We start from the raw sequence: 25,571 nt of genomic DNA, 5'->3' as shown, positions 1-25,571 counted from the left end.
ATTCCAGGGGACGCCGGGTCTAACCGTATGGCGCTGGACCAGCAGTGCCATTGACGGACGACCAGGGAAAACAGGGGGCTCGGGGGACGCATGCACATTTCTTTCCTGATACACAACGCGTACGGGATCGGGGGAACGATCCGGACGACGTACAACCTCGCCAACACCCTGGCCGAACAGCACGACGTGGAGATCGTCTCGGTCTTCCGCCACCGTGACGAGCCGGTCTTCGCCGTCGATCCGAGGGTCCGGCTGCGTGGCCTCGTCGACATCCGGGAGGGTGGCGCCGACAAGGGCCACGCCGACCTGGAGCGCCCCGCCAAGGTCTTCCCGCGCGCCGAGGGCCGCTACGGGCAGTACAGCGTCATGACCGACCGGCGGATCGCCGAGCACCTCGCCTCGGTCGACGCCGACGTCCTGATCGGCACCCGGCCCGGGCTGAACGTGCACATGGCCCGGCAGACCCGTCGCGGCCCGATCCGCGTGGGCCAGGAGCACCTCACGCTCGACAGCCATTCCGCCGCCCTGCGCGCCACCCTGCGCGGTGTCTACCCGAGGCTCGACGCCCTCACCACGACCACCGAGGCCGACGCGCGCGCGTACGGCTCGAAGATGCGGCTGCCGGGCGTCCGCCTCCAGGCCGTGCCCAACCCGGTGCCCGCACCCGGCATCGACCCGGCGGACGGCACCGGCAAATGGGTCGTCGCCGCCGGGCGGCTCGCCCCCGTCAAGCGGTACGACCTGCTCATCAAGGCCTTCGACAAGGTGCGCGAGGAACGGCCCGACTGGCGTCTGCGGATCTACGGCGGCGGCAAGCAGAAGGACAAACTCCGCGCCCTCGTCGACAAGTTGGGCCTCTACAACCACGTCTATCTGATGGGCCCGGCCAACCCCATCGAGCCCGAGTGGGCCAAGGGTTCCGTCGCCGCCGTCACCTCCAGCCTGGAGTCGTTCGGCATGACGATCGTCGAGGCCATGCGCTGCGGTCTCCCGGTCGTCTCCACCAACTGCCCGCACGGCCCCGGCGAGATCATCGACGACGGCGTCGACGGCCGCCTGGTCAAGGTCGGCAGCGTCAAGGCCATCGCCGACGGTCTCCTGGAGCTCATCAACGACGACGACAGGCGTCAGCAGATGGCGCACGCCGCGCTCAAGGACTCCGAGCGCTTCGACCCGTCCCACATCGCCGAGCGCTACGAGACGCTCTTCGGCGACCTCGTCGCCCGCGGCGGCGCCTCCTCGGTGGGCCGGATGCGCGGCTCGCTGCACCGCACCCGTGGCGCTCTGCTCGGCGGCGCGTACGCCGTTCGGGATGCCGGACGTTCCGCCTTCAAGAAGGGGCGCACCACATGATGACGCTGGCTCCGCGGCAGTCCACGCACCGCGACGACCCGGAGGACAGGGCCACGATCCCCCGCACCGACTGCGTCGCCGACTTCGCGGGCGGCCTGACCTTCGAGGTCCCCGCCCGCGGCGAGTCCGGCCCCGCCCACCTGCTCCTCGTCCCGCGCGACGGCGACCGGAAGGTGCGCCTGCCGCTCACCCCGGCCGGGGACGGCCTGCTGCGGGCCGCGCTGCCGAGCAGCGTGGACGTCCCCGAGGGCTTCTGGGACGTCTACCTCCAGACGGGCGAGGACGAGCCGCGACGCCTGGCCCCGGGCGTCAACGACCTGCGCTCCCTCGTCGACCGTGCGCCCGCCACGTCGTCCGAGCGGATCGTCGTCCGCATCCCGTACGCCACGAAGCACGGCAACCTCACCATCCGCAGCTGGGAGCGCTCCCCGCACGCCGAGGCCGGTGAACTCCACATCGGCGACGGCCGGTTGGAGGTGACCGCCCGGCTGTACGGCACCGGGCCCACCTCCGAGGCGTACGCCGAACTCACCGACCAGAACGGGGTGCTGACCGCCGTACGGACCGACCTCACCGCGCACGACGAGGGCGAGGTCCGCTTCACCGTGGCCTACGGCGATCTGCGGCCCGGCCACTGGGACCTGTGGCTGCGGCCCCGGGGTGAGGACGGCCCGAAGGTCCGGGTCGCGCGGCTGCTCGACGACGTCGTCGACAAGCACCCGGTCTTCGTCTACCCCAAGGCCCGCGCCGAGTCCGCGCACGGCCCGGTGGAGGGCGCGCCGTACTACACGGCCCACAACGACCTGTCCGTCACGGTCGTCGCCGTCGACTGAACCGGCCACCGGCCACCCTCGGCGGGCGCCCCGGAGTCCTGGACCATCAGGATCCTTCGGGGCCGCCTGTCGACCGTTCCTGACCGAACCGGGGGTGCGGGGTGCGCTCCTGGCCCTTCCGGGTCTGCGGCGGTGTGATCGCCGCGAACCTCGGATGGTGCAGGTCGAACGCCGGGGACTCCGAGCGCACCCGGGGCAGCGTCACGAAGTTGTGGCGCGGCGGCGGACACGAGGTCGCCCACTCGAGCGACCGGCCGAAGCCCCACGGGTCGTCGACGTCGACCCGTACGCCGTACCGGGACGTCTTCCAGACGTTGTAGAGGAACGGCAGCGTGGACAGGCCCAGCAGGAAGGAGCCGATCGTCGAGACCGTGTTGAGGGCCGTGAACCCGTCGGCGGCCAGATAGTCCGCGTACCGCCGGGGCATGCCCTCGGCGCCCAGCCAGTGCTGCACCAGGAACGTGGTGTGGAACCCGACGAAGAGCGTCCAGAACTGGATCTTGCCGAGCCGCTCGTCGAGCATCTTCCCGGTGAACTTGGGCCACCAGAAGAAGAACCCCGCGAAGGTGGCGAAGACGACCGTCCCGAAGACGACGTAGTGGAAGTGCGCGACCACGAAGTAGGAGTCGGTGACGTGGAAGTCCAACGGCGGTGACGCGAGGATCACCCCCGTCAGACCGCCGAAGAGGAACGACACCAGGAAGCCGGTCGCCCACAGCATCGGGGTCTCGAACGACAGCGAGCCCTTCAGCATCGTCCCCGTCCAGTTGAAGAACTTCACCCCCGTCGGCACGGCGATCAGGAAGCTCATGAACGAGAAGAACGGCAGCAGCACCGCGCCCGTGGCGAACATGTGGTGCGCCCACACCACCACCGAGAGACCGGTGATCGCCATCGTCGCCCCGACCAGCGTGAGATAGCCGAAGATCGGCTTCCGGCTGAAGACGGGGATGATCTCCGTGATGATCCCGAAGAACGGGAGGGCGATGATGTAGACCTCCGGGTGCCCGAAGAACCAGAACAGGTGCTGCCACAGCAGCGCGCCGCCGTTGGCCGCGTCGAAGACCTGCGAGCCGAAGCGCCGGTCCGCTTCCAGGACCAGCAGCGCCGCCGCGAGCACCGGGAACGCCATCAGGATCAGGATCGATGTGAACAGCGTGTTCCAGGTGAAGATCGGCATCCGGAACATCGTCATCCCGGGCGCCCGCATCCCGATGATCGTGGTCAGGAAGTTCACCGCGCCGAGGATCGTCCCGAACCCGGACAGCGCCAGCCCCATGATCCACATGTCGGCCCCGATCCCCGGCGACCGTTCCGCGTTGTTCAGCGGCGCGTAGGCGAACCACCCGAAGTCGGCGGGCCCCGACGGCACCAGCAGCGAGCCCATCACGATCAGCCCGCCGAACAGGAACAGCCAGTACGACAGCATGTTCAGCCGGGGGAAGGCCACATCGGGCGCGCCGATCTGGAGCGGCATGATCTCGTTGGCGAACCCGGCGAAGGTCGGTGTCGCGAAGAGCAGCAGCATGATCGTGCCGTGCAGCGTGAACAGCTGGTTGAACTGCTCGTTGTCCACGATCTGGGTGCCCGGCCTGGCCAGCTCGGCGCGCATCACCAGCGCCATCAGACCGGCAGCCAGGAAGAACAGGAAGGACGTGACCAGATAGAGATGGCCGATCTTCTTGTGGTCGGTCGTGGTCAGCCAGTCGACCATCAGCCGCCCCGGTGCCCTCGCCCCCACGGGCCGGGTCGGCGCCTGTACGGTCTCGGTCCCCATCGCTCGCCCCTTCGCTGCCGCGTCCTGGGCCCGTGATGCACGCACGCCATGATGCTCGTGCCCCGGTCGCTCCGACAGGGGGCGTACGGGGGAAGTGTGCGGGAACCGTGTATTTCCCATGAGGTGAGGGCTTCCGGGAGCCGTCCGGGAATCAGTGGGAAAAGGCTGGACATGCACCGGACACACACGGCCCCGGACATGCTTTCCGACGGGCTATTCGCGATGGTGTCGAAGCGGTCGGGAATTACGTTCGGCAGCACGCGGAAGGCGTAAGGAACCGCTCGTACGTGTGACTGCGTTGGGCCGAAACGGGTGTCGTGGTTCTGTGACAGAAGCGTGACTGCGGGGCGACAGCGGGGCCTGGGTCCGCCTACCGTGGCGGTCATGGCACCCTTTCCCACCCCTTCCGAAGAGCCCCGGGACGACCCCGACGCCTACGTCGGTCTGGAGGCATCGCAGGCCGAGCGCCGAGCCGCCGAACGGGGCTGGTCCACGGTCAGAAAGCTGCCGCCGGGCGCGATCATCACCATGGAGTACCGCTTCGGCCGGCTGAACCTGGAGGTCGAGGACGGCCGGGTGAAGCGAGCCTGGAAGGGCTGAACCCGAGCGTCGTCGGTCGAGGACGCCGAAGGCCCGGCTCCGAAGGGAGCCGGGCCTTCGCCGTGCGGGGCATGGGCTGTGCGTACCGGGCCCCGCTGTCTCGTGTCAGCCGCCTCCGACTGGTCGGGCCGAGGTCGCGTTGCGTGCCACCCGGTCCGCGTGGGGCGGCCTACGGGTGCCGAGCGGGGTCACGGGGGTCCGCTCCGACCTGGTCAGATGCGGGCCTGGGGCGAGGTGCAGCGGCACGATGGAGGGGTGGGCGGCGCGGGCCGCGATGCCGGTCTCCCGGGCGCTCGCGGGCTCCTCCTCGGGCGCGCGCAGCGGGGACGTGCCCACGGCGGGCGTCGGCGCGGACACCGGTGCGGACACCGGGGCGGTCGCGGTGCGACGGTCGCGCCAGGCGTCCCGCAGCGAGAACAGCCAGACCTCCGCGCGGGCGATCAACGGCTCGAACCAGGGCAGCGCCAGCATGATCAGCAGACCGGCGGCCCAGCCCAGCAGGACGTCGCTCAACCAGTGCGTACCGAGGTAGACCGTGGTGAGACCGACGCCGAGCGAGATCACGGCGGAGAGCGCGGACAGCCAGCGCCTGGCCCTCGGCGTCGACGCCAGATAGGCCAGGATGCCCCAGGTCACCACGGCGTTGGCGGTGTGTCCCGAAGGAAATATGTCGCCGCCCAGCCACATCTCGTTGGAGCCGATCTCGGTGGCGTAGTGCGGACCGAGCCGGCCCATGCCGAGCTTGGCGGCGCCGACGGTGATGTTCAGCAGCAGCAGCGAGACGCCGAGCGCGAGCATCGGCCGCAGGGTGTGCTGTCTCCAGGAGCGCCAGCCCAGCCAGGCGGCGACCATCACGGCGGTGGGGCCACGCTGGCCCAGGACGACGTAGTAGTCCAGGAAGGCGTGGATCTGCTGCCACTGCTGGTACGGCCGGAAGAACATGATCTGCCAGTCGAGCCGGACCAGCCAGGACGTGATCACGACGGCCCACACGATGGCGACGTAGAAGGCCAGGGTGGAGGCGAACAGCACCACCCGGTGGCGGGTCATCGCCGGTACATCGATGTGGGCCGGCCGTTCCGGCTCACGGTCCAGCCTGGAGAAGACCCGGTCCAGACGGGTCGGCTTTAGTTCGGTACGCACTCAATCGACGTTACAGCGAGTGAGCTCCGACGCGGTGAGAATCACCGGCTTTGTGATGACGCCGTGATGTGGGATTCATCTCAGAATGATGTTTATTTCTGCTGAATGGCGAATCGTTGCGCCACTCGGCCTTCAATTCCATGGGTCAATGCTGAGCGGTCGTTTTGCGTCCCTTTTGAATTCGTTCACCGATTGCTCGCACGGAATTACCCGTTCGCTTGCTGTCCGTCGCGGCCGGTCATGGCGGACCGGAACCATTCAGCCAGAACGCGCCGTAGACCGCCGACACCGCCGCGACACCCCCGACGATCGCCGCTGACCTGGGCGTACGCGCACCGGCGAGGGCCCGCGCGAGAGGCAGCAGCAGCGGGAAGGCCGGCATCAGCAGCCGGGGCTTCGAGCCGAAGTAGCTCGACGCGCACAGCGCCAGCGCGGTGACGACCCCCGCGTAGACCAGCAGCGGGAGCGGCTGCCGCTGACGCACACAGACCGCGTACAGCCAAATGATCGACGCCACTCCGACGATCAGCCCGGCACCGGCCAGGGCCGACGGGAACGACGTGAACTTGTCGGCGACAAAACGCGCGAAGGCGTAGCCGCCGTCGAAGCCGTTGCGCCACCCCGCCTGGACGTCGAGATAGCCGAGCGGGCCCTTGCCCGTGCGTCGGCCGACCCACAGGACATAGCCGAGGGCCCCCAGGGGCGCGAGGAGCATCCCGAGAGCGCGCGGCCACACGCGAGCGCCTCCTGATACTTCCTCACTCCGGTTGCGTACGAACGGGGGACGGGTGACGGAGTCTCCGGCGCGCGGGAGGGTGTGTCGCCGCTCCCGTACGTACGTCACGATCGCCGCCGCCCACACCGCCGCCACCACCGCGAGCCCCACCGGGCGGGTCAGCCCGGCGAGCGCCGCGAGGACGCCCGCCGTCACCCAGCGGCCGGTGAGGACGGCGTACAGCGACCAGGCGGCCAGCGCGGTGAACAGGGACTCCGTGTACGCCATCGACTGCACCACCCCGACCGGCAGCACGGCCCACAGCAGCACCGCGCACACCCCGACCCGGCGCCCGTACACCCGGTCCGCGACCGCGAAGATCCCCCAGGCCGCGGCGAGCGAGGCGAGGGTGGCGACGACGAGACCGGCGTGCGCGTGCGACAGCGGGGTCACCGCCGACACCCCCCGCTCCAGCCAGGGCAGCAGCGGGAAGAAGGCCAGGTTCGAGTGGATGTCGCCGTTCGGCAGCCGCACCTCGTAGCCGTAACCGAGCTCGGCGACGCGGGTGTACCAGAGCGAGTCCCAGCGGGCCGACAGCAGGGTCAGGGCGCTCTTGTCGCGCGCCGCGCTCCACACGGCGAGGACGACGAGGCCCAGGACACGCACGGCCGCGTACCCGAGGAGCGCGGGGGCGGCCCGCCTCAGGAGGGGCGCCGCCGGGCGTGTGGCGAGATCGGTCACGCGCTCGATTATCGACGGCGCCGGGAACCGGTCGGGGACGCCGTCACGTGGTGGCCCGTGATGGACCGTGACCGAGGAACCACGGACGAGTGATGAAGGAGCCATGGAGGACCGGTGGACGGCCCGGCGCGTGGCGTATGCCACACCTCACATGAGGGTTCCATGAGACACCCACCACGTTCCACCGGCGGGAACTCGCGTACGCTGACGGCTCGCTCGCCTTTCGTTGCGCGGGCCCGGGACACCGCTCCTTCCGGGCCGTGACCGCCGGGGACTCCCCGCCCCGCCGGTTCCGCCGAACGCGAGAGCCTTCTGGGAGGTACGTACATGTCCGGGATGCCCACGGCCGCCGCACGACGCCGTCGGGACGCCGGGGCCGGTGCACACCGCTGGGTCGTCCTCGTCGTCCTCTGCGTCAGCCTGCTGCTCGTCGCCGTCGACGCCACCGTGCTGCACGTGGCGGTGCCCGCCGTCACCGAGGACATCAAGCCGAGCGCCATGGAGCTGCTCTGGATCGTCGATGTCTACCCGCTGGTCTGCGCCTCGCTGCTGATCCTCTTCGGCACGCTCGGCGACCGGGTCGGCCGCAGACGGATCCTCCTCCTCGGCTACGCCCTCTTCGGCATCGCCTCCGCCCTGGCCGCCTTCGCGGACAGCCCCCAGGTGCTGATCGCGGCCCGTGCCCTGCTCGGCGTCGGCGGCGCGATGATTATGCCGGCGACGCTGTCGATCCTGCGCCAGGTCTTCCCCGACCGCCGGGAACGGGCGCTCGCCATCGGCATCTGGAGCGCGGTCGCCGCCGTGGGCGCGGCCGTCGGACCCCTCCTCGGCGGGTTCCTGCTCGAGCACTTCTGGTGGGGCTCGGTCTTCCTCGTCAACATCCCGCTGATGCTCGTCAGCCTGCCGATCGGACGGCTGCTGCTGCCCGAGTCGACGGGCGACCGCGACGGTCCCTGGGACGTGGTCGGCGCCCTGATGGCCGCCGTCGGTCTCTTCGGCCTCGTCCTCGCTGTCAAGCGGCTCGGCGGCGGCCACCCGCCGTTCGAGCCGGCCACCGCGCTCGCGCTCCTCGGCGGCGCCGCCCTGATGATCGCGTTCGTGCGACGACAGCGGCGCCGGACGCATCCGCTGGTCGACCTGCGGATGTTCGCGCGGCCCGCGTTCAGCACCTCGGTCGGCTGCATCGTCCTCGCGATGCTCGCGCTGGTGGGGCTCGAACTGATCGCCGCGCAGTATCTGCAACTCGTCCTCGGCCTCTCGCCGCTGGAGACGGGGCTACGGCTGCTGCCGCTGACCGTCGCCGCGATGGCCGCCGGGCTCTTCGGCTCCCACCTGCTGCACCGCTTCGGGCCGCGCCGCATGGTGTCCCTCGGCTTCTGCCTCACCGCCTTCGCGGTCGTGCTGCTGACCGCGATGGGCCGCCACGACAACGCGGGGCTGCTGCTCACCGGGTTCGTGCTGCTGGGCTTCGGCCTGGAGACGACCCTGTTCGGGGCGTACGAGTCGATGCTGAGCGAGGCGCCCGCGTCGTCGGCGGGCGGGGCGGCGGCGATCGGCGAGACCTCCTACCAACTGGGCGCCGGCATCGGGATCGCGCTCCTCGGCAGTGTGATGAACGCGGCGTACGCACCCGGGCTGTCGTCCGTGCCGGGGGTGCCTTCATCGGCGTCCGCTGCCGCCGGGCACTCGCTGGGGGAGGCGTACGAGGTCGCGGACCGGCTGGGCGGTTCCCCGGGCGAGGCCCTGCGCCATGCCGCCCGCGACTCCTTCGTCCACGGCCTGCACGTGACGCTGCTGGTGAGCGCGGCGCTGCTGGTGCTCGGTGCGGTCATGGCGCTGCGGCTGCCTCGAGGGATGGAGTGCGAGGGCTCCGCCGAGGTGCCGGGACCGCGGGAGGCCTCGGGGGCGACACCGGTGCGCGCGGAGTCGATGCGCTGAGCTCGTCCGCAGCTGAGGACGGCGCGGACTGGGTACGGTGGTTAGCGTCGCTAGTTTTTGAGCCGGAGGTGCACCCATGAGCTTCGACCCCGCCGATCCCCTCGGTCTCGACGATCTGCTCGACCCGGAGGATCTCGCCGTGCGGGACACCGTGCGGAGTTGGGCGGCGAACCGGGTGCTGCCGTACGTGGCCGAATGGTACGAGCGGGGCGAACTGCCCCAGATCCGGGAGCTGGCGCGGGAGTTGGGGGCGATCGGGGCCCTCGGGATGTCGCTCGAGGGGTACGGGTGCGCGGGGGCGAGCGCCGTGCAGTACGGCCTTGCCTGTCTGGAACTGGAGGCCGCGGACTCGGGGATCCGGTCCCTCGTGTCCGTGCAGGGGTCGCTCGCGATGTACGCGATCCACCGGTTCGGCAGCGAGGAGCAGAAGCAGACGTGGCTGCCGCGCATGGCCTCCGGCGACGTCATCGGATGCTTCGGGCTGACCGAGCCCGACCACGGGTCCGACCCGGCGTCGATGCGCACGTACGCCAAGCGGGACGGCTCCGACTGGGTGCTCGACGGGCGGAAGATGTGGATCACCAACGGGTCCGTCGCCGGGGTCGCCGTGGTGTGGGCGCAGACCGAGGAGGGCGTGCGGGGCTTCGTCGTCCCCACCGACACGGCCGGGTTCTCCGCCCCGGAGATCAAGCACAAGTGGTCCCTGCGCGCCTCCGTCACCAGCGAACTCGTCCTGGACGACGTGCGGTTGCCCGCCGACGCCGTGCTGCCGGACGTGATCGGGCTGAAAGGCCCGCTGAGTTGTCTTTCGCACGCCCGCTACGGAATCGTCTGGGGTTCGATGGGCGCCGCGCGCGCCTGTTTCGAGTCGGCCGTCGAATACGCGAAGACGCGGGAGCAGTTCGGGAAGCCGATCGGGGCGTTCCAGCTCACCCAGGCCAAACTCGCCGATATGGCGGTCGAGTTGCACAAGGGGATTCTGCTCGCCCACCATCTGGGGCGGCGGATGGACGCGGGACGGCTCCGTCCCGAGCAGATCAGTTTCGGCAAGCTGAACAACGTGCGTGAGGCGATCGAGATCTGCCGTACCGCCCGCACGATTCTCGGCGCGAACGGGATCTCCCTGGAGTACCCGGTGATGCGGCACGCGACGAATCTGGAGTCCGTGCTCACCTATGAGGGCACCGTCGAAATGCACCAACTCGTGCTGGGCAAGGCGCTCACCGGTCTTGACGCCTTCCGGTGAGCCGCGTCGGGTGACCCGGACACCGAAAGGACGGGCCGGCGAGCGGCCCTGCCTCAGCTCTGGTTGAAGAAGCCGTCCACCGGACGGCTCGCGACCTCGCCGCTGACGATCTCCGTGTCGGCGGGGGTCAGCAGGAACACGCGGTTCGACACGCGCTCGATGGACCCGCGCAGACCGAAGATCAGGCCGGCCGCGAAGTCGACGACACGCTTGGCGTCGGCGGGCTCCATGTTCGTGAGGTTCATGATCACCGGGACGCCGTCCCGGAAGAGCTCGCCGATGTGCCGGGCGTCACGGAAGCTGTCCGGCGTGACCGTGCCGATCCGGCGGCCGTGGTCCTGCGCGGCCTCGGACGCGACCTTGACGCGAGGGTCGGTGACCCAGGCCTCGCCGGAGCCGGACTCCCGCTCATCGGCGTAGTCGTCGTCGTAGTAACGCTCGTCATCGTTGTCGTCGACGAGGCCAAGCCAGGCACTCGCCTTGCGCACCGATCCCATGGACGCCTCCTCTCGCAGCGGTCTTTCGTGCTTTCCGCATCCCTATCGTCGTCCATGATGCGGATGTCTCGCCAAGTGGATTGACGCCGCACGGGGGTTTCGTGACGGTACTGGTGCAGAACGAATTCGTCGAGAGTCCATGTGCCCCAAGGGCTCCGCTGTACACACCTGCTGACAGGGAGTGAAATAATATTGTTCACGGCGTTTGGGTGAGTCCTGCTGCGTCCGGGTGAACGTTCCGGCGGCTACGATGCGGCGACGCCGACGGGCGTGCGGATGCAGCGGGAGACACGGGGGAGTGTCGTGTTCGGAATCGTGAGGCCCTGCAGCCATCGGCTGGGCGAGGGGCTGCGGACCCAGTGGATGGCGCATCTGTGCGGGCTCTGTCTCGCACTGCGCGGGGATCACGGGCAGTTCGCTCGGATCGTCACCAATTATGACGGTTTGCTGGTCTCGGTTCTGACGGAGGCTCAGGCCGAACGCACCACGGACTGGCGGCGCACCGCCGGTCCCTGTCCACTGCGCGGGATGCGCACCGCCTCCGTCGCACGCGGTGAGGGCGCGCGGCTCGCCGCCGCCGTCTCTCTTGTTCTCGCCTCGGCCAAGGTGCGTGACCATGTCGCCGATGGGGATGGACTGCTCGCGCGCAAGCCGGTGGCGCACGCCGCGCGCCGGATCGCGACGAACTGGGGGCGCGCGGGGGCGCGTACGGGATCGGACATCGGGTTCGACACGACCGTGCTGGTCGACGCCGTGGACCGGCAACTCGGCATCGAGGCGCTCGCCGGCCTGGGCACCCCGCTGCTGACGGTCACCGAACCGACCGAGACGGCGACCGCGGCGGCGTTCGCGCACACCGCGTTCCTGGCCGGACGACCGGGCAACGCCGAACCGCTCGCCGAGGCCGGACGGCTCTTCGGGCGGCTCGCCCATCTCCTGGACGCGGTGGAGGACCGGACCGCCGACGCCGCCGTCGGCGCGTGGAACCCGCTGACCGCCACGGGCACCTCCCTCGCCGAGGCCCGACGGCTCGCCGACGACGCCCTGCACGGCATCCGCCTCGCCCTGCGCGAAGTCGACTTCGTGGACGCCCAGCTGGCCCATCTGCTCCTCGTGCACGAGCTGCGCAGGTCGGTGGAGCGCGCGTTCGGAACGGTGGCGGTGTGCTCGGCGCATCAGCAGGGCGGGGCGCCTCAGCAGGGTGGGGTGCCGGTGCCGGGCAACCCGTACGCGGGTGGCGCCGGTGACCCCTATGCGGGCGGCGGGGGCAATCCGTACGCCGGCGGTGGTGGGAATCCCTTCGGTGGTGGCGCGGGATACGGCGGTGGCGGAGGCGGTGGCTTCGGTGGTGCGCCGGCGCCGCAGCCGCCGCGGCGGCGGGGGTTCTGGGCGGGGTGCGGGATGTTCACGCTGCTGTGCTGCACCTGCCAGATGTGCTGTGCGAACGAGTACGAGGGCCCCTGGTCCCGGAAGAAGCGCGAGGGCATCTGCCGGGACTGCGACTGCTGTGACGCGTGCGAGTGCTGTGGCTGTGACTGCTGAGAAGGCAGCCGCGCGGGACCGGAGAACAGGGGAACGCGAGGGGAGGGGCGCGTGTGTGAAGGCCGGGGGAAAACGCGAACGGCGCCCCTCGGAATCGGGGCGCGCAGTGGGATCGGCTCAGCTCAACAGGAGGAGGACCACACTCGACCGAAGTCGATGTGGGAGCGCTTGACCAGCCACTGCTGCGGATGCATGGACCAAGTGGAACAGGCATACGAAGGCACGTCAACCGACTTGAGACGTGGCGCTCACAGTTCGGACAACCTTGACAGCGAGGGGAAAGACCGCCGTACTCTCGGCGCAGACCGCTGCTGAGGGGCTCGGTCGCCCGCGTCCGTCTCACCGGACGCGCTCGTGTGAAGGCACCCGTGTTCGACTCGGACATCACGGAGCCTTTCGCATGCCGTCTGCCCCTTCCTCTCGTCCCTCCTCGCCCTTCTCCCGTCCGTCCCTGGTGATCGTCGGGGCCGGGCCGCGCGGCACCGGGCTGATCGAGCGGATCGCCGCCAACGCCGGTGCGCTCTACGCGGGCGCGGGCTTCGACATCCATCTCGTCGATCCGCATCCGCCGGGCGCCGGGCGGATCTGGCGGGCGGAGCAGTCGCCGCTGCTGTGGATGAACTCGCAGGCCGAGGACGTCACCATGTTCACCGACGAGACGGTGACCATGGAGGGGCCCGTACGGGAGGGACCCACCCTGCACGAGTGGGCGGGCCTCGACGGACGGGTCTTCCCGGACCGGCGGACCCAGGGCGAGTATCTGCGCTGGGTGCACGGACGTGCCGTGGCCGACCTGCCCGAAGGGGTCACCGTCCACCATCATCCGCGGCGGGCGCTCCGGGTGACCGGTCCGCCCGAAGGGCGTCAGCAGGTGTGGCTGGAGGGGCGGCCCCGTCCGCTGTCCGCGGACCTCGTCGTCCTCGCACTCGGCCATCTGGACGCCGAACTCGACGAGGAACAGCGCGAGTTGGCGGCATACGCCCGTACTCATGGGCTCGTCCATCTGCCGCCCGACTTCACCGCCGACAGTGACCTGTCGTCGCTGGCGCCAGGGGAACCGGTGCTCGTAAGGGGCTTCGGGCTCGCGTTCGTCGACCTCATGGTGCTGCTGACGGAGGGGCGGGGCGGGCGGTACGAGGGTGACACCGACGGGGGCAACGACGGGGAGTTGACGTATCACCCCTCGGGACGGGAGCCCGTGCTGTACGTGGGGTCGCGGCGCGGAGTGCCGTACCACTCGAAGATCGGGTACGACCTGGAGGGGGAACGGCCGCCGCTGCCACGGTTCTTCGGGCCGGCCGAGGTCGACGCGGTACTGGAGCGGGCGGGCCGGGCCGGGCGGGTGGACTTCCGGCGTGACGTGTGGCCGTCGGTGGAGAAGGAGTTGGGGTTCGCGCACTACCACCGGCTGTTCCGTGCCCACCCCGAGCGGACCGCCATGGCCTGGGCGGACTTCGAGGAGAAGTACGCGGCGGCCGACGTGGGGGAGCGGGCGGCGCTGGTGGCCTCGGCGGTGCCGGACGCGGCCGACCGGCTGGACCTGGCCGCGCTGGACCGCCCGTTGGAGGGGGTGCGGTACGGGTCGTACGAGGAGTTCCAAGTCGGCCTGCGCGGCTATGTCGAGGCCGATCTGGCACGCCGTCATGATCCTTCGTTCAGCCCGGACCTGGGGGTCTTCTTCGGACTGCTCTCCGTCTACGGGCAGTTGATCCGGCTCGGGGACGTCGGCCCCTGGTGGCACGGGTTCTTCAGCTACCTCGCCTCCGGCCCGCCCGGCCCCCGGCTGCGGCAGCTGCTCGCGCTGTCGCGGGCCGGCGTCCTGAACTTCGTCGGGGCGGACATGACCGTGACCACCGGGGACGGGGTGTTCCGGGCGTCCGGGGCCACCGTGCCCGGCCGGTCGGTCGAGGCGAGGGCACTGGTCGAGGCACGGCTCCCGGAGCCGACGGTCGCGCGGGTACGGGACGGGTTGCTGCGCGAGCTCTACGAGGACGGGGGTGTCGTCGAGACGGCGGAGGGGCTGGTCGCCGTCGATCCCGGGGACGGACGCGTCCTGGACCGGGCCGGACGCCCGCACCCCAGACGCTTCGCCCTCGGCCCCTACACGAACAGCCGTACGCCGGGCGCGTTCACCCGGCCGCGTACGGGCGGGCCGGCCTTCCGCCAGAACGACGCGACGGCCCGGGCCGTACTGACGTTCCTGCGCGACCTCGGGCAGCGCGCGGCCGCGTGAGGACGGGCCGGGGGGAGGGGGTTTCTGTACGTGGTCGTGCGGTCGTGCGGTCGTCATGGGTCGGAGTGGAGAGAGGTCGGTCGGTATGGGGTCGTCGTACGGTCGGGGGCGGTTGCACCTGGCCGCAGCCATCGATCAGCGGGCGGAGGGCGACGGGGAGGCGTTCGTCGAACTCGCCCGGCTCGCGGAGCGCGGGACGTTGGATTTCGTGACGGTCGGGGACGCGTTCGCGCGGCCGGGGCTGGACGCGTTGGCGGTGTCGGCCCGGGTGGCGCCGGAGACGGACCGGCTCGGCCTCGTGCCGGTGGTGACGGCGGCGCCCACCGAGCCGTGCCGGGTGCGGGCGGCCGTGGCGACGCTCGACCGGGTCAGCCGGGGGCGGGCCGGGTGGTGGATCGAGGCGCCGGGGACGGAGGAGGAGACGCAGCCGGTGAGGGCGCGTCACATCGGCCCCGGGGCGGTCGCGGATGTCGAGGGTGTCGGGCTCCCGGCCCAGGGGGCTTCGGTGATGACCCGGTCGGCGCAAGGGCATCCCGTGCGGGTCGTCGACGTGACCGAGGAGGAGAGCCGCGGGGCCGCCGCCCGGTACGCGGAGGTGGCACTCCTGCGGGTCGCCGACCCGGCCCACGCCGGCGCCGTACGGACTGAGCTGCGGGACGGGGCGGCCCGGATGGGACGGGACCCCGATGAACTGCGGATTCTGGTGAGCCTCAGAGTGGATCTCGGCGGCGGGGAGCACGCGGCCGAGCCGGGCCACGGCGGGGGAGGGCCACGCCGTACCTCGGACGGCCCGCTGTACCGGGGCGGCCCCGTCGCCCTCGCCGAGCTGATCACCGACTGGCACCGGGCCGGGGCCACGGACGGCTTCCATCTCGTCCCCGTCGAACCGCGCCGTGACCTGGAGCGACTCGTCAACGGGACGGTGGCGCTGCTCCAGCACCGCGGACTGTTCCGCACCTTCTACCCGGGCAGCACGCTCCGCGAGCACCTGGGCCTCACCCGGCCCGCCCACCGGCACGTCGTGACAGGGGGAGCGTCATGACACACCGCCGAACGGCTGAACGGCCCAACGCATCACTTCCGGACACCCCCGGGCGGTGGACCCGGGTACTCCGACCGGGCGCCCCGGGCGGTGGCCTCCACCGCGGCCGACGATAGTGGTGATCAACGCTTCCGGGCCCTGCGGCCTGCTCCGACGACCCGTCAGCCGATCCCTCCGGGAGCCGACAAGGATTCACACAGAACCCGCACATATGGCCTGGTGAGATCAACTGGCATGGAAGGCGAGCCGGTTGGGTTCCGAGAGGCCGAAAGGCACCCTTGCGTGGGTCGGCGGTACGGCCGAATACTTCCCCCCAGCGCCTTGTCAGGGGCACGGCGTGTCCGGAATCCGGACCGATGTCCTTGATCTGCGCCTCACGGGCCCCGACCCCACGCGGGCCCCCGACTTCCCTTTGGAGGGAACGAACAGTGAGGATCACGCGCACCACCCCCCGCAGCGGCATAGCGAGACGGACCCGGCTGATCGCCGTGACCGCCGGACTCGCGGCCGCGGCCGCCGTCACGGTCCCCACCGCCAACGCGGCAGGCACCCAGACGTTCAGCGCCTCCGAGCTCAAGAGTGCCAGCTCATCGGTGCTCAAGGCCGATATCCCGGGTACCGCCTGGGCGATCGACCCGGCGACGGACAAGGTCGTCGTCACCATCGACAGCACCGTCTCCCAGGGCGAGCTGGCGAAGATCAAGGAGGCGGCGGGCGAGAACGCCGACGCCCTGACGATCAAGCGGACCCCGGGCAAGTTCAACAAGCTGATCAAGGGCGGCGACGCCATCTATGCGAGTAGCTGGCGCTGCTCCCTGGGCTTCAACGTCCGCAGCGGGAGCACGTACTACTTCGTGACCGCCGGTCACTGCACCGACGGCGCGGGCACCTGGTACTCCAACTCCGGCCGCACCACGGTCCTCGGCCCGACCGCCGGGTCGAGCTTCCCGACCAACGACTACGGTCTCGTCCGCTACAGCAACACGTCCATCGCCAAGGACGGCACCGCGGGCAGCGTGGACATCACCAGCGCGGCCACCCCGAGCGTGGGCACCAACGTCATCCGTACCGGCTCCACCACCGGTACCCGTACCGGACGCGTGACCGCTCTCAACGCGACCGTGAACTACGGTGGCGGCGACGTCGTCTACGGCATGATCCAGACCACGGTCTGTGCCGAGCCCGGCGACTCCGGCGGCCCGCTCTACGGCAGCAACGGCGTGGCGTACGGTCTCACCTCCGGCGGCAGCGGCAACTGCACCTCCGGTGGTACGACCTTCTTCCAGCCGGTCACCGAGGCCCTGAGCGCGTACGGCGTCTCGGTCTACTAGGTCGGTAGATCGTCCGGTCGTCCGGTCGAGAGGCTGACAGGTAGGCAGGCCGACAGGCCGAGTGGGAGCCGGCGCACTTCCCCCCGGCGCCGACTCCCCACCCGGCCGCAGTCGGCAGCACGCTGCAACAGGCGAGCCCCCGCACATCCTGTGTGCGGGGGCTCGCCCTTGTTCCGGCGGCGGGGTTACCTTCGATCTGTACTCCCTCTCATACGCCCACTTCGGACCCTGGGGGGCCGTGATGGTCGAGGAGCTGGTGACGGCGGGGGTCGCCCTCGCGTCGGTCGGCACGGCGTACGTGATGTCGGCGGCCCGGGTCGTGAAGCAGTACGAGCGGGGGGTGGTGTTCCGGCTCGGCCGGCTGAAGCCGAAGGTGCGGGGGCCCGGGTTCACGATGATCGTGCCGTTCGTCGACCGGCTCCAGAAGGTCAACATGCAGATCGTCACGATGCCGGTGCCCGCGCAGGAGGGCATCACCCGGGACAACGTCACCGTGCGGGTGGACGCCGTCGTGTACTTCAAGGTGACCTCGGCGGCGGACGCGATCGTGCGGGTGGAGGACTACCGGTTCGCCGTCTCCCAGATGGCCCAGACCTCGCTCAGGTCCATCATCGGCAAGAGCGAGCTGGACGATCTGCTCTCCGACCGGGAGAAGCTCAACCAGGGGCTGGAGCTGATGATCGACAGCCCGGCGGTGGAGTGGGGCGTCACCATCGACCGGGTCGAGATCAAGGACGTCTCGCTGCCCGAGACCATGAAGCGGTCCATGGCGCGGCAGGCCGAGGCCGACCGGGAGCGCCGGGCGCGGGTCATCAACGCGGACGCGGAGCTGCAGGCGTCGAAGAAGCTCGCCGAGGCGGCCAAGGAGATGTCCGAGCAGCCTGCCGCGCTGCAACTGCGGTTGCTGCAGACGGTGGTGGCGGTGGCGGCCGAGAAGAACTCCACGCTGGTGCTGCCGTTCCCGGTGGAACTGCTGCGGTTCCTGGAACGGGCACAGCAGGGGGCTCCGCCGGTGCAGGAGGCTCCGCCGGTGAGTGGGGGGCCGTCCTAGGCGGTGGGGCGTCTGCGGGCCGGTGGGGCGTCTGCGGGCCGGTGGGGCTTCTCGCGCAGTTCCCCGCGCCCCTAAAAGATCAGGCCCTGCGGGCCTGGAAAAGTTGGGGCGTAGCCCCGTTTTTTCAGGGGCGCGGGGAACTGCGCGACCAGCCCCCACCGACCCGCAGCCGACTGTCAAGGTTGGGGGCAAAGGGGATGCGGATGCAACTCCCGCACCGCGAGACCCGTTCGGTTCCGAGCCTCCCATGGGTGAATTCAAGCCAGGCCTAGACCTCACCCGTTGCTGACGAGGCCGTTGCTTCCCGTGTTTGCAGTGCGAATTCCCGTGACTCTCAAGTGGTGCGTTACCGGACGGTAATGACATAGGGGGCGTGCGCCCTCGTTGTGCGCTCGGCCTGAAGTCGACCTTGTGTGCCCCCCGCGCGCCTAGGAATAGTTGTCGCCGCACAGTTGGCATGGACGCGGCGTTTTTACCGTCTGTCGCCTCCTTGCCCGCACACCTTCCGGTCGAGAGGGCCCCCACGCCCCTCTCGACCAACCCCCCACAGGAGGACGCGAGTTGAAGCACCGACGCATACCCAGGCGCCGTGCCGTCGTGACGGGTGCCGGCATCGCCGCACTGGTCGCCGCGGGAGTGACCTTCCAGACTGCGAACGCGAGTGAGACCGCACCGACCCCCGAGCCGAAAGCGCTCTCCATCACGGCGGCCGGAAAGCTCGCCCTGACCCTCGACGCGGACCTCGGCGCCGACGCGGCGGGAACGTACTACGACGCGAAGAGCAAGCTCCTCGTCGTGAACGTGCTCGACCAGGCCGCCGCCGAGACCGTCGAGGCGGCCGGCGCCAAGGCCCGCATCGTGGAGAACTCCCTCGCCGAGCTGAAGAGCGCCCGGACCACCCTCAAGGCCGACGCCACCATCCCCGGTACCGCCTGGGCCACCGACCCGACCACCAACAAGGTCGTCGTCACCGCGGACCGCACCGTCTCGAAGGCCGAGCTGGCGAGACTCACCAAGGTCGTGGACGGTCTCGGGGCCAAGGCCGAACTCAAGCGCACCAAGGGCGAGTACAAGCCCTTCGTCGCGGGCGGCGACGCCATCACCGGCGGCAGCGGCCGCTGCTCCCTCGGCTTCAACGTGGTCAAGGGCGGCGAGCCGTTCTTCCTGACGGCCGGTCACTGCACCGAGGGCATCTCCACGTGGTCGGCCGGCGGCCAGGTCATCGGCGAGAACGCGGACTCCAGCTTCCCCGGCGACGACTACGGCCTGGTCAAGTACACCGCCGACGTCGACCACCCGAGCGAGGTCAACCTCTACAACGGCTCCACCCAGGCCATCTCCGGGGCCGCCGAGGCGACCGTGGGCATGAAGGTCACCCGCAGCGGCTCGACCACCCAGGTCCACAGCGGCACGGTCACCGGACTCGACGCCACCGTGAACTACGGCAACGGCGACATCGTCAACGGCCTCGTCCAGACCGACGTCTGCGCCGAGCCCGGCGACAGCGGCGGCTCGCTCTTCTCGGGCGACAAGGCCATCGGCCTCACCTCCGGCGGCAGCGGCGACTGCACCTCGGGCGGCGAGACGTTCTTCCAGCCCGTCACCGAGGCGCTCTCGGCGACCGGCACGCAGATCGGCTGACAGCCGGTCAGCTGATCGGTCGGTCAGAAGCGGGCTGAGTAGAAGCCGGTCGGTCAGAAGCCGGTCGGTCAGAAGCCGGTCGGTCAGCCGGTCGATCGGAAGTCGACCGATCAGGAGCCGGCCGATCCGTCGGCTTCTTTCTCAGGGCCGCCATCGCCACGGTGATGGCGGCCCCCGCCACTGCCCAGGCGGAGAGCACCAACAGCGGGCCGGTGGTGTCGTTGCCCTCGAAGTACGCGATCGAGCGGGCCACCCAGACACCCGCTCCCGGTGGCAGGGCCGGGCCGATCGCCGCCCAGAACGGCGGGAGCAGCGGCGGCGGCAGCGCGCCGCCCGCGCTCGGGTTGCCCGCGATCACCACCAGCAGGACGGCCACGCCGATGCCGGCGATCCCGAAGACGCACTGGAGCGCCAGCGTGGCCGCGCCCACCGCGAAGACGACCAGAGCACCGAGCCCCCACAGGGCCGCCAGGCTTCCCGGCAGGGCGCCCAGGACCGGCCCCGCGATGACCGCGCCGCCGAGTCCGCCGAGGATCGCGAACAGTGCGAGGGCGCCGAGGCGGATGATCCCGCGCCGGATGTTGGTGGGCCGTGCCCCCGCGCTCATCGCCAGCGCCGACGCGCACAGATAGCCGCCCACGCACCAGCCCACGACCAGATAGAAAGACGTGAGCCCGTTGGCGTCCCCGGTGTCGGCCGGGGCCACGTCCACCGTCCGCACCGTGCGGCCCTCGGACCGCTCCAGCGCGGTGACGAGGGTGGCCAGCGCGTTGGCCAGGGTGCGTCCGCCGCCGGAGGCGACCAGCAGGGTGTCGGTCGTGCCGGCCGGGTCGATCAGCAGGGCGCCGTCGATCTCCCGGTCCACGATCCGCTCGCGCGCCGCCGCCCGGTCGGCCACCGTACGCGGGTCCAGCGGCTCGCCCGGCAGGCCCTCCAGTCGGGTCACCGCCTGCTCGGCCGCCGCCCGTGGCGCGACCACGCCGAACGGCACGTCCCTGAGCTTCGGGTGGTGCAGCGCCCCCACGTACGAGGCGATGAAGAGCAGCTGCAGGGCGAGCACCCCGACGACGAGCAGGGTGGCCCGTGGGGTGACCCCGTCCTTGAACTCGTCGAGGAAGGACCTGGAGGCGGGCTCGGCCGTCTGTGTCATGTCCCCACGGTCGGAGGAGGGCGGTGTTTGCGCAGGTGGGACGGGGCCGAATGGTTGTCGTACAGAAGTTCGAAAAGTGGTCTATGGTGGAGGCGAGGAGGCTGTGAACTGATGTTCGAGCCGAGTGGCTGATCGAGTGGCCGACGGGTGGCTGGGCGACTGGTGGATCGAGTGCGGGAGGTGCGTGTGCCGGGGTTCACGCATCTGCACACCGTCTCCGGGTTCTCCCTGCGGTACGGGGCCTCGCACCCGGAGCGGCTGGCCGAGCGCGCCTCCGAGCGGGGCATGGACGCCCTCGCGCTCACCGACCGGGACACCCTCGCGGGCGCCGTCCGGTTCGCCAAGGCGTGCGCCGGGGCCGGGGTCCGCCCGCTGTTCGGGGTGGAGCTGGCGGTGGGGGCGCCCGCGCCTTCCGTACGGCAGGCGCGGCGGCGTACCCCCGTGCGCGGTGGCGCCTTCCTCGACGAGTCGACCCGCCGGGTGACGTTCCTCGCCCGGGAGGGTGCCAAGGGCTGGGCCGAGCTGTGCAGAATCGTTTCGGCGGCGCATGCGGGCGGCGGCCCGGACAGGAACAGGAGCGAGGTTCCGCCGCTGCTGCCCTGGTCGGAGTGTGCCGCCGAGGGGCTGACCGTGCTCCTCGGCCCCGCCTCCGACGTCGGGCGCGCACTGGCTGCCGGGCGCCCCGACCGGGCCGCGAAGCTCCTGCTGCCCTGGCGGGAGAGGTACGGCGACGCCCTGCGCCTGGAGGCGATGTGGCACGGCCGCGAGGGCACCGGCCCCGGTTCGCTGCGGCTGGCCGCCCGGACCGTCGGCTTCGCCGCCGAGCAGCGGATACGGCCCGTGCTCAGCAACGCCGTCCGGTACGCGGACCCCGGCATGGGTCCGGTCGCCGACGTCCTGGACGCGGCCCGGCGGCTCGTCCCCGTCGACCCCCGGGGTGAGCTGGACTCCGGCGAGGCCTGGCTCAAGGGCGCGGACGCCATGCTGGGCGTCGCCGAGCGGATCGTCGAGGCCGCCGGGTACCGCCGTGACACCGCGCACCGGCTGCTGGAGCAGACCCGGGCCACCGCCGCCGAGTGCCTGGTCGACCCGGAGGACGACCTCGGCCTCGGCACCGTCCACTTCCCCGAGCCGCGTCTCGTCGGCGCGGGCCGCCGCACCGCCCAGCGGGTGCTGGCCTCGCGGGCGGCCGCCGGGATGATGCGGCACGGCTACGGCACCCGGCGCGACTACTGGGAGCGGATGCACCGGGAGCTGGACATCATCGCCCACCACGGCTTCGCCTCCTACTTCCTGACGGTCGCTCAGGTCGTCGACGACGTACGCAAGATGGGGATTCGGGTCGCCGCGCGCGGTTCCGGCGCCGGTTCCCTGGTGAACCACCTCCTGGACATCGCGCACGCCGACCCCGTCGAACACGGGCTGCTGATGGAGCGGTTCCTGTCCAAGCGGCGGGTCGCGCTGCCCGACATCGACATCGACGTGGAGTCCGCGCGCAGGCTGGAGGTCTACCGCGCGATCATCGGCCGCTTCGGCACCGAGCGGGTCGCGACCGTCGCGATGCCCGAGACGTACCGTGTCCGCCACGCCGTCCGGGACGTGGGTGCGGCCCTCTCCCTGGACCCCGCCGACATCGACCGGATCGCCAAGTCCTTCCCGCACATCCGGGCGCGGGACGCGCGGGCGGCGCTCGAAGAGCTGCCCGAGCTGCGGCAGTTGGCGGGGGAGCAGGAGCGGTACGGCCGGCTGTGGGAGCTGGTCGAGGCGCTGGACGCGCTCCCGCGCGGGGTCGCCATGCATCCGTGCGGGGTGCTCCTCTCCGACGCTTCCCTGCTCCGCCGTACGCCGGTGATGCCGACCAGCGGCGAGGGCCTGCCCATGTCCCAGTTCGACAAGGACGACGTCGAGGACCTCGGGCTGCTCAAGCTCGATGTGCTGGGTGTGCGGATGCAGTCGGCGATGGCGCACGCCGTGGCGGAGGTGGCGCGGGCGACGGGGGAGCGGGTCGACTTGGACGCGCTCGACTTCGAGCGGGGCGCGGGCGATCCGGCGACGTACGAACTCATCCGCTCCACCGAGACGTTGGGCTGCTTCCAGATCGAGTCGCCGGGTCAGCGGGACCTGGTGGGGCGGCTCCAGCCGGCCACCTTCCACGACCTCGTGGTGGACATCTCGCTGTTCCGGCCCGGTCCGGTCGCCGCCGACATGGTGCGGCCGTTCATCGCGGCCCGGCACGGGCGGGCGCCGGTCCGCTACCCGCACGACGATCTGGCGGAGCCCCTGCGGGAGACGTACGGCGTGGTCGTCTTCCACGAGCAGGTCATCGACATCGTGCACCGTATGACCGGCTGCGGCCGGGACGAGGCCGACCGGGTGCGGCGCGGGCTGTCCGACCCCGAGTCGCAGGGGCGGATCCGGGTCTGGTTCGCGCAGCACGCGGCGGCGAAGGGGTACGACGCCGAGACGATCGCCCGGACCTGGGAGATCGTCGAGGCCTTCGGGTCGTACGGCTTCTGCAAGGCGCACGCGGTGGCCTTCGCGGTGCCGACGTACCAGTCGGCGTGGCTGAAGACGCATCATCCGGCGGCCTTCTACGCCGGGCTGCTCACGCACGATCCCGGGATGTACCCGAAGCGGCTGCTGCTGGCGGACGCGCGGCGGCGCGGGGTGCCGATCCTGCCGGTGGACGTGAACCGGTCCGCGGTCGCTCACCGGATCGAACTGGTGTCTGAATCAAAGGGGGTGGAGGAGAGAGAGGGGAGAGCGGAGACAAGGCGGGTGCCGGGGAAGGGCTCGGCCGGGGAGAAGGCCTGGGGTATCCGGCTCGCGCTCTCCGATGTGCACGGCATCAGCGAGGCCGAGGCGGCGCGGATCGCGGACGGGCAGCCGTACGCCTCGCTGCTGGACTTCTGGGAGCGGGCGCGGCCGAGCAGGCCGCTGGCCCAACGGCTCGCCCAGGTCGGCGCGTTGGACGCGTTCGGCGCCAACCGGCGTGATCTGCAACTGCACCTGACCGAGCTGCACCGGGCCGGCCGGGGCGCGGGCGGCGGTCAGCTCCCGTTGTCCGGCGGGCGGCGGACCGCGTCGGCCGGTCTGCCGGACCTGTCCTCCGCCGAGCGGCTCAGCGCCGAGCTGGGCGTGCTGTCGATGGACGTCTCGCGCAATCTGATGGACGACCACCGGGCCTTCCTCGACGAGCTGGGTGTGGTGTCGGCCCGGCGGCTGCGCGAGGCGCGGCACGGCGAGACGGTGCTGGTCGCGGGGGCCAAGGCGGCCACCCAGACCCCGCCGATCCGCTCCGGCAAGCGGGTCGTCTTCACCACCCTCGACGACGGCACCGGCCTGGTCGACCTCGCCTTCTTCGACGACTCCCACGACACCTGCGCCCACACCGTTTTCCACTCCTGGCTGCTGCTGGTGCGCGGAGTGGTGCAGCGGCGCGGACCGCGCAGCCTCAGCGTGGTGGGCGCGGCCGCCTGGAACCTCGCCGAACTGGTGGAGCTGCGGCGCGAGGGCGGCCTCGACGCGGTGGCACCCCGGCTGGCGGCGCCGGTGGGCACCGGGAACGACGGAAACACCGGGGGTGCCGGGAGCGCCGGTGGTGAGCCGGACGGCAGGCGCGGCGACACCGGGCGGCGGATCCGGATGCCCACCGGCTACGAGATGCATCCATGGGCCGATCTGCGGCCCGCGGGCGAAGAGCCCTCGCAAGGTCCTTCTCAGCTGCGGAAGTTGTGGCACCAGAGCCCAGGGAGTGCGGGATGACCATCCTCTGCGTACGTTTCCAGCTGCCGTCGGGGTACGAGGCCGCCCTGTCCGGGCTCCTCGGCCTGATCGAGGACTTCACCCCGGTCGTGGAGGCGCTGCCGCCGGACGGCGCGCTGGCCGATCTCCGGGGCGCCGAACGGTACTTCGGCCGGGACGCCGAGGAACTGGCCCGGCTGATCCGGGTCCGCGCCCTCGCGCTGTACGGCGTCGACTGCGTGATCGGCGCCGGGCCCGGACCGCTCACGGCTCGGCTGGCGCTGGGGGCGGCGGCGCCCGGCTCGCCCTGCGCGGTGCCCGAGGACCTCGTCGTGGACTTCCTCGCCGAACTGCCCGTCGGCGCGCTGCCCGGCGTCGGCACCGCGACCGCCCGCACCCTGCGGGAGTACGGCCTCGAAACCCTCGGCGGGGTCGCCTGCGCACCCCTGTCCACACTGCAGCGTCTGGTCGGCGCGCGCACCGGCCGCGACCTGCACGAGAAGGCCAACGGCATCGACCGGGGACGGGTGGTGCCGAACGCCGTCGCCCGCTCCCTCGCCACCGAACAGACCTTCCCGTACGACGAGTTGAACCCCGACCGGCACCGCCGCGCCCTGCTCGCCGGCGCCGAGGAGCTGGGCTCCCGGCTGCGCGCCCTGGAGAAGGTCTGCCGCACCCTGACCCTCACCGTCCGCTACGCCGACCGGTCCTCGACGACCCGCACCCGCACGCTCAAGGAGCCGACCGCGCACTCCCCGGCGCTCACCGCGACCGCCTACGCCCTGTACGAGGCCCTCGGTCTCCAGCGCGCCCGCGTCCGCGCGATCGCCCTGCGCGCCGAGGGCCTCACCCCCGCCGACCAGGCCTCGCACCAGCTCGCCTTCGACCCCGTCGACGAGAAGCTCCGCCGGATCGAGGAGGTCGCGGACCGGGCTCGGGCGAAGTTCGGCCCGCACGCGGTGATACCGGGGACGCTGGCCGCGTAACCGCCCTC

General features: G+C 71.2%; 18 protein-coding genes. 13 read left to right on the top strand and 5 right to left on the bottom strand.

The window, feature by feature from the left end:
- Nucleotides 1-90: 90 nt before the first annotated feature.
- Both PUR53_RS19110 and PUR53_RS19105 read left to right on the top strand, forming a co-directional pair.
- Nucleotides 91-1,353: a glycosyltransferase family 4 protein gene (locus PUR53_RS19110; RefSeq protein ID WP_329909018.1), complete on the top strand. Its 1,263-nt coding sequence runs from the start codon at nt 91-93 to the stop codon at nt 1,351-1,353.
- On the top strand, nt 1,350-2,186 hold the full coding sequence (locus PUR53_RS19105; protein ID WP_329909017.1) for a hypothetical protein: 837 nt from the start codon (nt 1,350-1,352) through the stop codon (nt 2,184-2,186). Before PUR53_RS19110 ends, PUR53_RS19105 begins: the two co-directional genes overlap by 4 nt.
- A gap of 46 nt (nt 2,187-2,232) precedes the next feature.
- Here PUR53_RS19105 and ctaD read toward each other — a convergent pair whose 3' ends face one another.
- On the bottom strand, nt 2,233-3,963 hold the full coding sequence (gene ctaD / locus PUR53_RS19100) for an aa3-type cytochrome oxidase subunit I (RefSeq protein ID WP_329900433.1): 1,731 nt from the start codon (nt 3,961-3,963) through the stop codon (nt 2,233-2,235).
- Nucleotides 3,964-4,347: 384 nt separating this feature from the next.
- Between ctaD and PUR53_RS19095 the strand changes: the two genes are divergently transcribed.
- Nucleotides 4,348-4,563: an I78 family peptidase inhibitor gene (locus tag PUR53_RS19095; RefSeq protein ID WP_329900432.1), complete on the top strand. Its 216-nt coding sequence runs from the start codon at nt 4,348-4,350 to the stop codon at nt 4,561-4,563.
- A gap of 105 nt (nt 4,564-4,668) precedes the next feature.
- Here PUR53_RS19095 and PUR53_RS19090 read toward each other — a convergent pair whose 3' ends face one another.
- Nucleotides 4,669-5,706 carry a phosphatase PAP2 family protein gene (locus PUR53_RS19090; RefSeq protein ID WP_329909016.1) on the bottom strand — a complete coding sequence of 346 codons (1,038 nt, stop codon included), beginning with the start codon at nt 5,704-5,706 and terminating at the stop codon, nt 4,669-4,671.
- A 238-nt stretch (nt 5,707-5,944) separates the two neighbouring features.
- Complete coding sequence (locus PUR53_RS19085) at nt 5,945-7,162, bottom strand: glycosyltransferase family 39 protein (protein ID WP_329900430.1); 1,218 nt, start codon at nt 7,160-7,162, stop codon at nt 5,945-5,947.
- A gap of 327 nt (nt 7,163-7,489) precedes the next feature.
- Between PUR53_RS19085 and PUR53_RS19080 the strand changes: the two genes are divergently transcribed.
- Nucleotides 7,490-9,100, top strand: coding sequence for an MFS transporter (locus PUR53_RS19080; RefSeq protein WP_329909015.1), 1,611 nt, complete (start codon nt 7,490-7,492; stop codon nt 9,098-9,100).
- A 76-nt stretch (nt 9,101-9,176) separates the two neighbouring features.
- Nucleotides 9,177-10,346, top strand: coding sequence for an acyl-CoA dehydrogenase family protein (locus PUR53_RS19075; protein ID WP_329900428.1), 1,170 nt, complete (start codon nt 9,177-9,179; stop codon nt 10,344-10,346).
- A 53-nt stretch (nt 10,347-10,399) separates the two neighbouring features.
- Here PUR53_RS19075 and PUR53_RS19070 read toward each other — a convergent pair whose 3' ends face one another.
- The gene (locus tag PUR53_RS19070; RefSeq protein ID WP_329900427.1) at nt 10,400-10,843 is read right to left on the bottom strand and encodes a cell division protein SepF; all 444 of its coding nucleotides are present in this window, start codon (nt 10,841-10,843) and stop codon (nt 10,400-10,402) included.
- A 303-nt stretch (nt 10,844-11,146) separates the two neighbouring features.
- Between PUR53_RS19070 and PUR53_RS19065 the strand changes: the two genes are divergently transcribed.
- From PUR53_RS19065 to PUR53_RS19040, 6 genes are all read left to right on the top strand, one after another.
- A complete protein-coding gene (locus PUR53_RS19065) occupies nt 11,147-12,385 on the top strand; it encodes a DUF5685 family protein (RefSeq protein ID WP_329909014.1) in 1,239 nt (412 codons plus the stop codon).
- Between the two features lie 400 nt (nt 12,386-12,785).
- Nucleotides 12,786-14,618, top strand: a complete 1,833-nt coding sequence (locus tag PUR53_RS19060; RefSeq protein WP_329900425.1) for an FAD/NAD(P)-binding protein — start codon at nt 12,786-12,788, stop codon at nt 14,616-14,618.
- An 85-nt stretch (nt 14,619-14,703) separates the two neighbouring features.
- Nucleotides 14,704-15,660: an LLM class flavin-dependent oxidoreductase gene (locus PUR53_RS19055; protein WP_329900424.1), complete on the top strand. Its 957-nt coding sequence runs from the start codon at nt 14,704-14,706 to the stop codon at nt 15,658-15,660.
- A gap of 428 nt (nt 15,661-16,088) precedes the next feature.
- Nucleotides 16,089-16,991, top strand: a complete 903-nt coding sequence (locus PUR53_RS19050; protein WP_329900423.1) for a S1 family peptidase — start codon at nt 16,089-16,091, stop codon at nt 16,989-16,991.
- 241 nt (nt 16,992-17,232) lie between these two features.
- Nucleotides 17,233-18,042 (top strand): slipin family protein, encoded by an 810-nt coding sequence (locus PUR53_RS19045; RefSeq protein WP_329900473.1) that lies wholly within the window; start codon nt 17,233-17,235, stop codon nt 18,040-18,042.
- Between the two features lie 561 nt (nt 18,043-18,603).
- The gene (locus tag PUR53_RS19040) at nt 18,604-19,683 is read left to right on the top strand and encodes a S1 family peptidase (RefSeq protein ID WP_329900422.1); all 1,080 of its coding nucleotides are present in this window, start codon (nt 18,604-18,606) and stop codon (nt 19,681-19,683) included.
- A gap of 7 nt (nt 19,684-19,690) precedes the next feature.
- On the opposite strand, the gene PUR53_RS19035 is transcribed toward PUR53_RS19040, so the two are convergent.
- Complete coding sequence (locus tag PUR53_RS19035; protein ID WP_329909013.1) at nt 19,691-20,833, bottom strand: ABC transporter permease; 1,143 nt, start codon at nt 20,831-20,833, stop codon at nt 19,691-19,693.
- Between the two features lie 186 nt (nt 20,834-21,019).
- Between PUR53_RS19035 and PUR53_RS19030 the strand changes: the two genes are divergently transcribed.
- Both PUR53_RS19030 and PUR53_RS19025 read left to right on the top strand, forming a co-directional pair.
- Nucleotides 21,020-24,598, top strand: coding sequence for a DNA polymerase III subunit alpha (locus PUR53_RS19030; RefSeq protein ID WP_329909012.1), 3,579 nt, complete (start codon nt 21,020-21,022; stop codon nt 24,596-24,598).
- The gene (locus PUR53_RS19025; protein WP_329909011.1) at nt 24,595-25,563 is read left to right on the top strand and encodes a DNA polymerase Y family protein; all 969 of its coding nucleotides are present in this window, start codon (nt 24,595-24,597) and stop codon (nt 25,561-25,563) included. Before PUR53_RS19030 ends, PUR53_RS19025 begins: the two co-directional genes overlap by 4 nt.
- The last annotated feature ends 8 nt before the right edge of the window (nt 25,564-25,571 follow it).

Origin of the sequence: Streptomyces sp. SP18BB07 (assembly GCF_036322545.1) — a bacterium.
Lineage (GTDB): Bacteria > Actinomycetota > Actinomycetes > Streptomycetales > Streptomycetaceae > Streptomyces > Streptomyces deccanensis.
Note: the sequence above shows the minus strand (reverse complement) of the source record. Positions and strands in the feature narration are given on the sequence as shown.